The following is an 11,773-nucleotide window of genomic DNA, read 5'->3' on the forward strand; positions in this document are numbered from 1 at the left end:
GCGCGGCGCTGCAGCAGCCGATCGATCCGTATCTGGCGATTTTTCGCGGCCCGCTGGCGGCGCGGCATCTGTTCCGGCTGGCGGGCGGGCTCGACTCGCTGGTGCTGGGCGAGCCGCAAATCCTGGGACAGATGAAGGATGCCTACGCACTGGCGCGGCGCGTCGGCGGCGTCGGCAAGTGGCTGAGTCACGCCTACCAGCAGGCGTTCGCGGTGGCCAAGCGCATCCGCACCGACACCGCCATCGGCGCCAGCCCGGTGTCGGTGGCGTTCGCGGCGGTGAGTCTGGCGCGGCAGATTTTCGGTGACCTCAGCCGCCACTCGGCGCTGATCATCGGCGCCGGCGACACGGCGGAACTGACGCTGCGCCACCTGCACAGCCAGGGCGTGCGCAGCATCACCATCGCCAACCGCACGCTCGCCCGCGCCCAGCAGCTCGCCGCGCCGTATGGCGCGCAGGCGGTGCCGCTGGCCGCCGTGCCGGCGGTGCTCGAGCGCGCCGACATCGTGCTGTCGTCCACCAACAGCGAGCTGCCCATCCTCGGCAAGGGCACGGTCGAGAGCGCGCTCAAGGCGCGCCGGCGCCGGCCCATGTTTCTGGTCGACTTGGCGGTGCCGCGCGACATCGAGGCCGAGGTGGCGAATCTGCGCGACGTGTATCTGTACACGGTGGATGACCTGCGCGGGGTGGTACAGGAGGGTCTGCAGTCGCGTCAGGCGGCGCTCGCCGAGGCCGAGCGCATCGTGGACGCCCAGGTCGATGCCTTCGTCGAGTGGTGCAATGCCCAGCAGGCGGTGCCGCTGGTCAAGGCGCTGCGCGGCAATATGCTGCGCACGCGCGATCTGGAAACCGAGCGCGCGCTGGCGGACCTGGCCCGCGGCCAGCCGCCCGAGCAGGTGATCCGGCGCCTGGCGCATGACCTCACCAACAAGCTGGCACACGGCCCCACGGTGCAGATTCGCCGCGCCGGCGAGCGGGGCGATGCGGCCTTGCTGGAGGCCGTGCGCCGGTTGTTCGGCCTCGACGAGCACGCATGAAGCCATCCATAGAAACCCGCCTGCGCGCCGCCAGCGAGCGCCACGAGGAGCTGACCCACCTGCTGGCCGACCCGGCCCTGGCCGAGGATGGCCAGCGCTATGCTGCGCTCGCCCGCGAGCACGCGGAGCTCGCGCCCATCGCCGACGGCTACCGGCGGTATCTGCAGCTCGAAGCGGCGCTGGCCGAAACGCGCGCCCTGGCCGGCGGCGACGATGCCGAGCTGCGCCAGCTGGCGCAGGCGGAACTGCCGGCGCTCGAGCAGCAGCGCGACGCCAGCGAGGCCGAGCTGCAGCGCCTGCTGCTGCCGGCCGACCCGGACGACCGTCGCAACATTTATCTCGAAATCCGCGCCGGCACCGGCGGCGACGAGGCGGCGCTGTTCGCCGGCGACCTGCTGCGCATGTACCTGCGCTACGCGGAAGCGCAGGGCTGGCGCTGCGAAATCGTCAGCGCCAGCGAGGGCGAGCACGGCGGCTACAAGGAAGTGATCGTGCGCATCGAGGGCCGCGGCGTGTACGCGCGCCTGAAGTTCGAGTCCGGCGGCCACCGCGTGCAGCGCGTGCCGGTCACCGAGGCGCAGGGCCGCATCCACACGTCCGCCTGCACGGTGGCGGTGCTGCCCGAAGTGGACGAAGTCGACAGCATCCCCATCAACCCGGCCGAGCTGCGCGTGGACACGTACCGCGCCTCCGGCGCCGGCGGCCAGCACGTCAACAAGACCGATTCGGCCATCCGCATCACGCACCTGCCGACCGGCACCGTGGTGGAGTGCCAGGAAGAGCGCTCGCAGCACAAGAACCGCGCCCGCGCCATGGCGCTGCTGCAAGCGCGCCTGCTGGAGGCCGAGCGCAGCCGCCAGCAGGCGGCGCAGGCGGCCACGCGGCGCAGCCTGGTCGGCTCCGGCGACCGCTCCGAGCGCATCCGCACCTACAACTTCCCGCAGGGCCGCGTCACCGACCACCGCATCAACCTCACGCTGTACAAGCTCGAGCAGGTGATGGCCGGCGATCTCGACGCGCTGATCGAGCCGCTGCGGCGCGAATACGAGGCCGAGCAGTTGGCGAGCCTGGGTATCGCATGAGCGCGACCACCGCCATGACCCCGCCCACGGTGCAGGAGGCACTGGCCGAAGCCCGCCGGCGCTGCGCCGGCCAGGCACCGGTGGCCGACGACTGCGCGCACCTGCTGGCGCTGGCGCTCGGCGTGCCGCGCAGCTGGCTGCTGACGCACGGCACGCAGACGCTGCAGGCGGCGGCGATCCGGCGCTTCGAGGCGCTGCTGGCGCGGCGGCTCGCCGGCGAGCCGCTGGCCTATCTGCGCGGCTGGCAGGGCTTCTGGACGCTGGAGCTCGAGGTCACGCCGGACGTGCTGGTGCCGCGCCCGGAAACCGAACGGCTGGTGGAGCTCGCGCTGGCCCGCATGGGCGAGCGCGGCGCGCTGGTCGATCTGGGCACCGGCAGCGGCGCGATTGCGCTGGCGCTCAAGAGCGAGCGGCCGCAGTGGCGCATCACCGCCACCGACCGCAGCGCGGCGGCGCTGGCCGTGGCGGCGCGCAACGCGGCGCGGCTCGGGCTCGATGTCGAATGCCTGCCCGGCGACTGGTACGCGCCGCTCGCCGGGCGGCGCTTCGATGTCATCGTCAGCAACCCGCCGTACGTGGCGCCGGACGATCCGTGCCTGGCCGGCGACGGCCTGCGGCGTGAGCCGCGCGCGGCGCTGGCCGCCGCCGACGCGGGCCTCGCCGATCTCGCCAGCATCACCACCGGCGCCTTGGCTCACCTTGCGCCGGGCGGCTGGCTGCTGCTGGAGCACGGCGCCGATCAAGGCGAGGCGGTGCGCGCGCTGCTGACGGCGGCCGGCTTTTCGAACATACAGACGCACGCCGACCTTGCCGGCCACCCGCGCGTTACCCTCGGCCAAACACCATGCGCGAACTGAACGACGACGAACTGCACCGCTACGCCCGCCAGCTGGTGCTGCCGGAGGTGGATTTCGCCGGTCAGGCCCGGCTGATGGACGCGCGGGTGCTGATCGTGGGCCTGGGCGGCCTCGGCTCGCCGGCGGCGCTGTATCTGGCCGGTGCCGGCGTGGGACATCTCGCGGTGGCCGATCACGACCGGGTGGACGTGTCGAACCTGCACCGGCAGGTGCTGCACCGCACCTCAGACGTCGGCCGGCCGAAGGCGGAATCGGCCCGCGACGCGCTGCTGGCACTCAACCCGCTGGTCGAGGTCACGCCGGTCATGGCGCACATGGACGCCGCCGCGCTCGCCGCGCAGGTGGCGGCGGTGGACCTGGTGCTCGACTGCACCGACAACTTCGACACCCGCTTCGCCATCAACGCCGCCTGCGCGGCGGCGCGCAAGCCGCTGGTGTCGGGCGCCGCCATCCGCTTCGAGGGCCAGGTGTCGGTGTTTCGCCTGGACCGGCCGCACGCACCCTGCTACCGGTGTCTGTACCGCGAGGCCGGCAGCGAGGCCGAGCCCTGTGCGCGGGTCGGCGTGCTGGGGCCAGTGGTCGGCGTGATCGGCGCCGTGCAGGCGCTCGAGGCCCTCAAGGTATTGCTCGGCATCGAAACGGGTCTCGCCGGGCGGCTGTTGATGTTCGACGGCCGGCGCGGCGACTGGCGGGTGATCGGCCTCAAGCAGGACCCGGACTGCCCGGTGTGCCGGGCGCGGCGCGAGGCGTTCTGACCGGCGGTCGATCTTTTTCGACGGCCGCCACGGCCGCTCGTTTCAGGTCGCCCGAAACCGCGGCGGTCGCCGCTCACCGAACGCCGCCAGACCCTCGTCCACGTCCGGCCCGGCCATGGCCTCCTGCGCGAGACGCCGTTCGAGCGCCAGCGCGTCGGGCAGCGGCAGGTCGGCGCCCGTGCGGGCCAGGCGCTTCATGGCGGCCAGACCGGGTTTGCTGCGCGTGGCGAGTTGTTCACAGTAATCAATCGCATAGCTGCGCAGCTCGGCGTCCGGGACCACCTGCGCCACCAGCCCCCAGTCGCGCGCTTCGTTGGCCGCCAGCCAGCGGGCAGAGAACATCAGATCGAGCGCGCGCGTGAGCCCGACCCGCCGCGGCAGACGCTGGCTGCCGCCCCAACCGGGCACGAGCCCGTACTGCGCGTGCTGGTCGCCAAACCTGGCGCCCTCGGCGGCGAGGATCACGTCGCCGGCCAGCGCGAGTTCAAGCCCGCCGGCCAGGCACAGTCCCTGCACGGCCATCACCACCGGCAGCGGCGAGGCTTCGAGCCGGCACAGCACGCGGTGGCCCTGGGCGATGAATTCGCCAAAGCGCCCGGCGCCGCGCAGCGCCTGCACTTCGGCCAGATCGGCGCCGGTGCAAAAGTGCTTGCCCTGGGCCGCGATCAGCACCGCCCGGCAGGCGGGATCGGCCTCGGCGGCGTCGAGCGCGGCCTCGAGGGCGGCGTGCACGGCGCTCGAAAGACAGTTGAATTTTTCCGGCCGCGAAAGCTCGAGTACGGCGGTCGCGCCGTGGCGGGTGACCGCCAGCACCTCAGGCATACGGCACCGCCACGCGGCCGATCTTCTCGCGCGCGACGATCATTTTCTGAATTTGCGCCGTGCCGTCGCCGATCTGCAGGCCGAGCACGTCGCGCAGGCGCTGCTGGTGCGGCAGGTCGGTGCTGTAGCCGTAGTGGCCGTGGGTGATCAGGCACTGGTGGATGACGTCGAAGGCGAGCTTCGGCCCCCACCACTTGACCATGGCGGCCTCGGACGTGTGCGGCAGGCCCTGATCACGCAGCCACAGCGTCTTGTAACACAGCAGGCGACAGGCCTCGAGCAGCGTCTCGGACTCGGCCAGCGGCTCGGTCACGCCCTGGAACTTGGCGATCGGCCTGCCGAACGCCTCACGCTGGCTGACGTACGCCCAGGTCTCGTCGAGCGAGGCCCGCGCGGCGCCGAGGCACTGCAGGCCGATCAAGCCGCGGCTGTAGTCGAAGCCCGCCATCACCTGCGAGAAACCGCGGTTCTCGTCACCCAGCAGGCGGCTCGCCGGCACCTCGACATCGTCGAAGAACACCGACCCGCGGCCGACCGGCCGGGTGCCGAGATCGTCGTACGGCAGGCGCGTGATGCCGGGGCTGTCCATGTCGACCAAAAAGGCGCTGATGCCCTTGGCACGATCCTCCTGCGCGCCGGTGCGGGCGAACAGCACGATCTTGTGCATGTGCGCCGCGAACGAGGCCGACGCCTTCTCGCCGTTGAGCACGTACACGTCGCCGCGGCGCGTGGCGCGCAGCTTGAGGTTGGCGGCATCGGACCCGCCGCCGGGCTCGGTGAGCCCGAGACCCACCAGTGCCTCGCCGCGGCAGATCTGTCCCACCACCTCGCGCGCCAGCTCCGGCGAGGCGTGGCGCGCCACGATGGTCGCGCACAGCGAGCCCATCAGCTGCACGTAGGAGACGTTGAAGTCGCAGCGGGCGATTTCCTCCACGATCAGGCCGGCGGTGACGGCGTCCAGCCCGGCGCCGCCGAGTTCTTCCGGCATTTCGGGCGCGATGTAGCCGAGGCTGCCCATCTCGGCGATGAGGCCCGGCTCGAAGCCTTCCTGCTCGCGCCGCCGGTAGCCCGGCGCCAGGCGCTCGGCGCCGTAACGGGCCACCGCCTCGCGGACGGCGCGCTGCTCGTCGGTGAAGCCAAAGTCCATGTTCTCCTCGCGCCCGATCGGGCAGATGCGCGTTCTTGTGATGATGCAGGCGCAGGTCCGCCAAGCGCACCGCTGCCACGCGCCTGAAGCAGGCGCAGATTTATTCGACGGCCTCGCTCGGGGCACGATGCCCCGGCTGCATCAACGGCGTAAGCCGTTGCTGCATGGAGCGCCGCGCGGCGACGAGCCGAAAAACTCCATTACGGAATTTTTCGGCCGTTCTCTTACAGCAGCGCCAGGATGGTCTCGGCCTTGCTGGCCTCGAAGTTGCGGCCTTCCTCGACGCCGAGGTGCTTGATGATGCCGTTCTCGGCGATCAGCGCGTAGCGCTGCGAGCGCTTGCCCATGCCAAAACCGGTGCCGTCGAGCTCCAGGCCCATGGCGCGGGCGAAATCGCCGTTACCGTCGGCCAGCATCAGAATCTTGTCACCGACCTGCTGGTCCTTGGCCCAGGCGCCCATCACGAAGGCGTCGTTCACCGACACGCAGACGATCCGATCCACGCCCTTGGCCTTGAACTGGTCGGCCAGCTTCAGGTAACCGGGCAGGTGCTGGCCCGAGCACAGCGGCGTGAAGGCGCCCGGCACGGCGAACAGCACCACCTTCTTGCCGGCGAACACCTCATCGGTGGTGATCGGCTTCGGACCGTCGGCGGTCATCTGCGTCAGGGTCACGGACGGAATCTTGTCGCCAACTTTGATGCTCATGGGAGCCTCCTGCAGTGGTGGGGGAAACGAAAGACCAGGCTCAGCGCGGGCCGAGCGTCATCACGGTAAGACGGGAAACGCAGCTGATTCTACCCGCCTCGTCTTCGATGCGAATGTCCCAGACTTGCGTCGTCTTGCCGATGTGCACGGGCCGCACGGTGGCGGTGACGTGGCCTTCGCTCACGCCGCGCAGGTGGTTGGCGTTCACCTCCAGGCCCACGTGCCGCAGACCCTCGTGACCGGCCAGTACGCCCGAGGCCACCGAGCCGACGGTCTCGGCCAGCACCACGTTGGCGCCGCCGTGCAGGATGCCGGCCGGCTGGCGGGTGTACTCGTTCACCGGCATGGTGGCTTTGAGGTAATCCGGCCCCACCTCGGTGAAGCGCACGCCAAGATGCCAGGCCATGCTGCCACCGATGCGCGGCGCGTTCAGTTGTTCCACGGTGAGTCCGGGACGCCAGATGCTCATGGGCGAGAAACCTTCCGGGGTTGCAGTGAAAAGCGGAACTGCGCCTCGCCGCGCTCGGGCGCGTGGCGGCGCTCGACGAACTCGACGCGGTCCGTACCCAGGCGCAGCACGCTCGAACAGCGCGTGCCGTAGTGCGGGGTGTCGATGAAGATGGCCGACAGCGCCCGCGCCGTCTGGGCGTCGACACCGTCCGCCGGCGCGGTGGCGTGCGTGCGCCGGTCGGCGAGCAGCGCCAGCAGATCGGCCGTCGACGGCGCGCCGGCGGCGCACAGGCGGCGCAGGGCGGCTTTGGCGATCTCGACTTTCGGCCAGGGCGTGTCCAGCAGGTGGTTCGACAGGCCATAGATGCCGGGTTCGAGCCGGCGCGCCGGGCCGCCGCGGTTGCTGTACCACCACAGCTGGTCACGGTCGCCGAGCAGCAGGTTGAAACCGCTGTAGTCGCCGGCGCGCGGCGCCAGCGCCGCAACGAACCGTCCCGGCCCGGCCGCGCCGAGCAGATAGTCGCGCGCCAGCTCGCCGCGCGAGCGTGGCGGCGGCGTCACGGTGCGCGGCTCGCGGTAATTGGTCACGGCGGCGAAGCGGCCCGCGCGCGTCACGCCGAGCCAGGTGCCGCCGGCCAGCAGGTCGCGCCCGGCCAGCAGCTGCGGCGCCTCGGCCCAGAACTGCGCCGGCGCGGCCGGGCGGGCGTACAGCTCGTCGCGGTTGCCGGCCAGCAGCAGCGGCGTGTCGGGCAGCAGCCGCCAGGCCAGCACCAGCAGGCACATGGCGCGCGCCTAAACGCGCACTGCCAGCGCCAGGCCATCGCATTCCGGACTGTGACCCGGCAGCAGGCACAGCAGGTTCACGCTGCAAAAGCGCGCATCGGCGAGCAGGGCGGCGTTGAACGGCTCCGCATCGGCAAAGCCGGTGTTGTCGGCCAGCAGCAGGCCGCCGGCGCGCAGCAGGCGCGCGCAATGGTCGAGCGCGAACCGGTAATCGGCCTTATCGATGTCGAGCAGGACCAGATCGAACGGCGCCGCGAGCCCTGGCAGCACCTCGCCGGCGCTACCGACCAGCACGTTGGTTTTCACGCCGCAGGTGGCAAGGTTCTGGCGCGCCGCCGCCGCCCGGCGCGGCTGGCGCTCCACGGCGATGATTTCACCCTCGCCGCCCATGCCGGCAGCCAGGTAGAGCGCCGAGTAGCCGTTGCCGGCACCCACGTCCAGCGCCCGGCGCACCGCGCCGAAACGCGCCAGCAGCGTCAGCAGATGGCCGAGCTGCGGCCCGATGGTGGGGATGCCGTCGGCCGCGGCGGCGATCGCCAGCTGCGTGAGCTCGGCGCGTTGCGGGCGGGTCTGGCGGCGGAAATAGCCTTGCAGGTCGGGGATCATCTGCGACACGGGGCTCTCCAGGAGGGTGACCGGGCGGCGGCATCGGTGGCGCGGGCGAATCGCCCGGTGATGATGCCCCCCGGCCGTGCGCCGGCTGCTGTGCCAGTCCGCCGGAAAGATGACTTGCCCGTCATGCCGCCGCCTGCGGGGCCCGCGCCGCCACCTCGGCGCGGGCAAACGCCAGCGCGGCCGGGAACAGCACGCCGAAATCCACGGCCAGGCCGGCGTCGGCGGCGCACAGCGCCGGGAACGCTTGGGCGAGCGGGTTGTTGCGCCGCGCCCGTCCGGCCAAGCGCGCCAGCACGTCGGCGATCACCGCCGGTTCGCGGTAGCCGACCAGCAAATCGCGATCGGCCATGAAATCGGCAAACCGCACCAAACCGGACGGCAGCACCGCCCGCTGCGCCTCGAGCTCTGCATACACCGCGCCAGCGAAGCGTGGCAGCGGCAGGTCGGCGTGATCCGCCCAGTGGCGCGCCAGCAGGTGGTCGTAATACACATCCAGCGCCACGCGCGCCCAGCGCCGCTGCCCGGCCGGCAAACGTGCCACGCTGCGCGCCGAGGCGACATGACGGTCGACGAAGCCGTCGATGCGCCGGTGCAGGCGGATGCCATCGCGCCAGGCTGGCGGCCAGTGCGCCGGCGGCGCGCCGCGCACGAAATCACCGAGCAGGTTGCCGATCAGCGAGCAGCCGGCCTGACGCGCCAGCAGGGCATGGGCGAGCACATTCACGGCGGTTTGCCTGCGCGGCGCCGGAGCAGCGCCGGCGATCGGCCGATTATGCCAGCCCGGCCCGGGCGGGCCGCGGCTCACTCGCTGGCGTCACGCAGTTGCGCCATACTGATCTCATTTTTTGCCTACGGAACTTGCGACGTGAACGGGACGTCATTCTCCCTGCGCAACATGCAGCGTGCCTGCCGCAGCTGCAGCCTGCACGAGCTGTGCCTGCCGCTGGGTGTCAGCGACACCGACATCGACCTGCTGGAGAAGATCGTCCACCGCTCGCGGCCGCTGCCGCGCGGCAAGTACCTGTTTCGCGAGGGCGATCCGTTCACGTCCATCTTCGTGGCCCGCTCCGGCGCGGTGAAGAGCTTCACCGTGGGCCAGGACGGCAGCGAGCAGATCATCGGCTTCCACCTGCCGGGCGAGCTGCTGGGCCTGGACGGCCTCACCGAGGGCGTGCACGCCGCCAGCGCCCGCACGCTCGAGACGGTCAGCGTGTGCGAGGTGCCGTTCGAGCGCCTGGAGGAAACCGCCCGCCAGATCCCGGCCCTGCAGCACCAGCTGCTGCGCCTGATGAGCCGCGAGATCACCAAGCGCGAGGAACAACTGCTGTCGCTCGGCAAACAGTCGCCGGAGCAGCGCCTGGCGGTGTTGCTGCTGAGCCTGTCGGTGCGCTTCTCGCAGCGCGGCTACTCGGCGACGCGCTTTCTGTTACCGATGGCGCGCATCGATATCGCCAATTTCCTGGGCCTGGCGCCGGAGACGGTCAGCCGCCTGCTGCGCCGCCTGCAGGACACCGGCGTGCTGGCCATCGACGGCCGCGCGGTCGAGATTCTCGACCTGCCGCAGCTGCGTGCCCTGGCCGGCGCCGAACCCGGCGAAGGAATCGACCACTGCGCCTGATCGTCCGGCGCCTTGACAGACATCAACGCCGCCCGCCCGCGCCACGCCATCCTGTCGGCCGATTCGGCATGACCGGCTGGAGCGCCCGCCATGGACTTTCCAAACAGGGGCCGGGGATTCTCGACCTTCGGTGCCTACCTCGATGACCGCCCCGGCGACGGCGTGCGTCGCCTCGACCGCAGCCTGTACACCGACCCCGAGCTGTTCGAGCGGGAACTCGAACGCATCTTCGAGGGCGGCTGGCTGTTTCTGGCACACGAGAGCCAGATTCCATACCCGGGCAACTTTCTGACCCTGACGCTGGGCCGCCAGCCGGTCATCGTCTGCCGCGACGAGCGCGGCCACGTCGCCGTCTACATCAACGCCTGCCCGCACCACGGCGCCACGCTGCTGCGCGAAAGCCAGGGCTCGGTGCCGGATTTCAGCTGCCCCTCGCACGGCTGGTGCTTCAACCTGGGCGGCGAGCTGGTGGCCATCCTCAAGGAACGCGACGGCGCCTACCCGCCGCAGTTCGACAAGCGCCAGCACGGCCTCACCCGCCCGGCGCGCGTGGACAGCTACCGCGGCTTCATCTTCGCCAGCCTGAACGCCGACGTGCCGTCGCTGGCCGATCACCTGGGGCCGGCGGCGCGCTGCATCGACCTGCTGGTCGACCAGAGCGAAGAGGGCCTCGAGCTGCTGCGCGGGCAGTCCACCTACACCTACCCCGGCAACTGGAAACTGCAGCTCGAAAGCGGCGTCGACGGCTACCACGTACACGCCACGCACGCCACCTACATCGCCACCGCCGACCGGCGCCGGGCGCGCGGCGCCGGCCGTGACGCCGTGCACGCCATGCAGCTCGGGCGCCTGGACCGGCAAAAGCACAGCGGCTATTTCGATCTCGGTCGCGGACACGTGATGCTGTGGGGCGACTGGCCGAACCCGCAAGACCGGCCCAATTTCAGGCGCTACGACGAGTACCGCGAGCGCCTCGGCGAAGCCGCCGCACGCTGGATGGTGGGCCGATTGCGCAACCTGCTGATCTATCCCAACCTGCTGCTGCTGGACCACATGTCGGCGCAACTGCGCGTGATCCGCCCGCTGGCGGTGGACCTGACCGAAGTCACCACGCACGCCATCGCGCCGCGCGACGAGGAGCCCGACGAGCGGGTGCGACGCATCCGCCAATACGAAGATTTTTTCAACGCCAGCGGCATGGCCACCGCCGATGACCTCGCCGAATTCGGCCAGCGTCAGCTCGGCAGCCAGGGCCGCGCGCAGCGCTGGAGCGACTACTCGCGTGGCCTGGCGCGCCCTGCCAGCGTCGAGCTGGCGCGCGAACTCGGCCTTCACATCGCCACCGGCGGCGCCAGCCTGGAAGACGAAACCGCCGCCATGGTGCTGCACCGCCGCTGGGTGGAGCTGATGCAGGGCAGCGGCTGAAGCGGTTGCCTGCCACTCGCCGGCGGTCGGCCCGATGACGGACAATGCGCCGCCGCGCAGCCCCTCCAAGCGAACGTTTGCATGCCCGAACTGACCGTCGTCGTGCCCACCTTCAACGAGGTCGGCAATCTCGCCGCCGTGCGCGCGCAACTCGAACAGGCGCTGGCCGGCATCGACTGGGAAGTGATCTTCGTCGACGACGACTCGCCCGACGGCACCGCCGAGCAGGCGCGCGCCATGGCGCAGGCTGACCGGCGCGTGCGCTGTGTGCAGCGCATCGGCCGGCGGGGTCTGGCCAGCGCCTGCATCGAGGGCATGCTGGCCTCGTCGGCGCCGTATCTGGCGGTCATGGACGGCGACCTGCAGCACGACCCGGCGCTGCTGCCGGCCATGCTGGAACGACTGCGCGGCGGCGGGCTCGACATCGTCATCGGCAGCCGCCACCTGGCCGGCGGCGGCGTGGGTGACTTCCCGG

The 11,773-nt window shown here is 71.2% G+C and carries 14 protein-coding genes; 7 read left to right on the forward strand and 7 right to left on the reverse strand.

Features of this window, described 5'->3' with window-relative positions; all coding sequences use genetic code 11:
• From hemA to moeB, 4 genes are all read left to right on the forward strand, one after another.
• Positions 1 to 1,037: glutamyl-tRNA reductase (gene hemA, locus PHC73_RS06360; RefSeq protein ID WP_300125831.1), on the forward strand; the 1,037-nt coding region annotated here is incomplete at its 5' end.
• Positions 1,034 to 2,119: a peptide chain release factor 1 gene (prfA, locus tag PHC73_RS06365; protein WP_300125833.1), complete on the forward strand. Its 1,086-nt coding sequence runs from the start codon at positions 1,034 to 1,036 to the stop codon at positions 2,117 to 2,119. The genes hemA and prfA, both read left to right, overlap by 4 nt.
• Entirely contained in the window at positions 2,116 to 2,976 is an 861-nt protein-coding gene (gene prmC, locus PHC73_RS06370; protein ID WP_300125836.1) for a peptide chain release factor N(5)-glutamine methyltransferase, read from the forward strand. The genes prfA and prmC overlap by 4 nt, the downstream gene beginning before the upstream one ends.
• A complete protein-coding gene (gene moeB / locus PHC73_RS06375; RefSeq protein WP_366949818.1) occupies positions 2,973 to 3,731 on the forward strand; it encodes a molybdopterin-synthase adenylyltransferase MoeB in 759 nt (252 codons plus the stop codon). Before prmC ends, moeB begins: the two co-directional genes overlap by 4 nt.
• A 42-nt stretch (positions 3,732 to 3,773) precedes the next feature.
• On the opposite strand, the gene PHC73_RS06380 is transcribed toward moeB, so the two are convergent.
• The 7 genes from PHC73_RS06380 to PHC73_RS06410 all read right to left on the reverse strand — a co-directional run bounded on the left by PHC73_RS06380 (position 3,774) and on the right by PHC73_RS06410 (position 8,979).
• Positions 3,774 to 4,553: an enoyl-CoA hydratase/isomerase family protein gene (locus PHC73_RS06380; protein WP_300125842.1), complete on the reverse strand. Its 780-nt coding sequence runs from the start codon at positions 4,551 to 4,553 to the stop codon at positions 3,774 to 3,776.
• Positions 4,546 to 5,700, reverse strand: coding sequence for an acyl-CoA dehydrogenase family protein (locus PHC73_RS06385; RefSeq protein WP_300125844.1), 1,155 nt, complete (start codon positions 5,698 to 5,700; stop codon positions 4,546 to 4,548). Before PHC73_RS06385 ends, PHC73_RS06380 begins: the two co-directional genes overlap by 8 nt.
• A 224-nt stretch (positions 5,701 to 5,924) precedes the next feature.
• Positions 5,925 to 6,407 carry a peroxiredoxin gene (locus PHC73_RS06390; protein ID WP_300125847.1) on the reverse strand — a complete coding sequence of 161 codons (483 nt, stop codon included), beginning with the start codon at positions 6,405 to 6,407 and terminating at the stop codon, positions 5,925 to 5,927.
• Between the two features lie 40 nt (positions 6,408 to 6,447).
• The gene (locus PHC73_RS06395) at positions 6,448 to 6,876 is read right to left on the reverse strand and encodes a hotdog fold thioesterase (RefSeq protein ID WP_300125850.1); all 429 of its coding nucleotides are present in this window, start codon (positions 6,874 to 6,876) and stop codon (positions 6,448 to 6,450) included.
• Positions 6,873 to 7,640, reverse strand: a complete 768-nt coding sequence (locus PHC73_RS06400) for an NRDE family protein (protein ID WP_300125852.1) — start codon at positions 7,638 to 7,640, stop codon at positions 6,873 to 6,875. The genes PHC73_RS06395 and PHC73_RS06400 overlap by 4 nt, the downstream gene beginning before the upstream one ends.
• Before the next feature lie 9 nt (positions 7,641 to 7,649).
• The gene (locus PHC73_RS06405) at positions 7,650 to 8,246 is read right to left on the reverse strand and encodes a methyltransferase domain-containing protein (RefSeq protein ID WP_300125863.1); all 597 of its coding nucleotides are present in this window, start codon (positions 8,244 to 8,246) and stop codon (positions 7,650 to 7,652) included.
• Between the two features lie 130 nt (positions 8,247 to 8,376).
• The gene (locus tag PHC73_RS06410; RefSeq protein ID WP_300125854.1) at positions 8,377 to 8,979 is read right to left on the reverse strand and encodes an ACP phosphodiesterase; all 603 of its coding nucleotides are present in this window, start codon (positions 8,977 to 8,979) and stop codon (positions 8,377 to 8,379) included.
• Positions 8,980 to 9,120: 141 nt separating this feature from the next.
• On the opposite strand from PHC73_RS06410, the gene fnr reads away from it, so the two are divergent.
• From fnr to PHC73_RS06425, 3 genes are all read left to right on the forward strand, one after another.
• Positions 9,121 to 9,873 (forward strand): fumarate/nitrate reduction transcriptional regulator Fnr, encoded by a 753-nt coding sequence (fnr, locus tag PHC73_RS06415; protein ID WP_300125856.1) that lies wholly within the window; start codon positions 9,121 to 9,123, stop codon positions 9,871 to 9,873.
• Between the two features lie 90 nt (positions 9,874 to 9,963).
• Complete coding sequence (locus tag PHC73_RS06420; protein ID WP_300125859.1) at positions 9,964 to 11,298, forward strand: aromatic ring-hydroxylating dioxygenase subunit alpha; 1,335 nt, start codon at positions 9,964 to 9,966, stop codon at positions 11,296 to 11,298.
• Between the two features lie 81 nt (positions 11,299 to 11,379).
• On the forward strand, positions 11,380 to 11,773 hold a 394-nt coding region (locus PHC73_RS06425; protein ID WP_300125861.1), incomplete at its 3' end, for a glycosyltransferase.

The sequence above is a fragment of the Immundisolibacter sp. genome, from assembly GCF_028696615.1.
Classification (GTDB): domain Bacteria; phylum Pseudomonadota; class Gammaproteobacteria; order Immundisolibacterales; family Immundisolibacteraceae; genus Immundisolibacter.

Bases quoted from the DNA above. Each gene is read 5' to 3' on its own strand.
- PHC73_RS06380 (WP_300125842.1), bottom strand. From the start codon at position 4,553: ATGCCTGAGGTGCTGGCGGTCACCCGCCACGGCGCGACCGCCGTACTC.
- PHC73_RS06390 (WP_300125847.1), bottom strand. From the start codon at position 6,407: ATGAGCATCAAAGTTGGCGACAAGATTCCGTCCGTGACCCTGACGCAG.
- PHC73_RS06405 (WP_300125863.1), bottom strand. From the start codon at position 8,246: ATGATCCCCGACCTGCAAGGCTATTTCCGCCGCCAGACCCGCCCGCAA.
- prfA (WP_300125833.1), top strand. From the start codon at position 1,034: ATGAAGCCATCCATAGAAACCCGCCTGCGCGCCGCCAGCGAGCGCCAC.
- prmC (WP_300125836.1), top strand. From the start codon at position 2,116: ATGAGCGCGACCACCGCCATGACCCCGCCCACGGTGCAGGAGGCACTG.
- PHC73_RS06395 (WP_300125850.1), bottom strand. From the start codon at position 6,876: ATGAGCATCTGGCGTCCCGGACTCACCGTGGAACAACTGAACGCGCCG.
- PHC73_RS06385 (WP_300125844.1), bottom strand. From the start codon at position 5,700: ATGGACTTTGGCTTCACCGACGAGCAGCGCGCCGTCCGCGAGGCGGTG.
- PHC73_RS06420 (WP_300125859.1), top strand. From the start codon at position 9,964: ATGGACTTTCCAAACAGGGGCCGGGGATTCTCGACCTTCGGTGCCTAC.
- PHC73_RS06400 (WP_300125852.1), bottom strand. From the start codon at position 7,640: ATGTGCCTGCTGGTGCTGGCCTGGCGGCTGCTGCCCGACACGCCGCTG.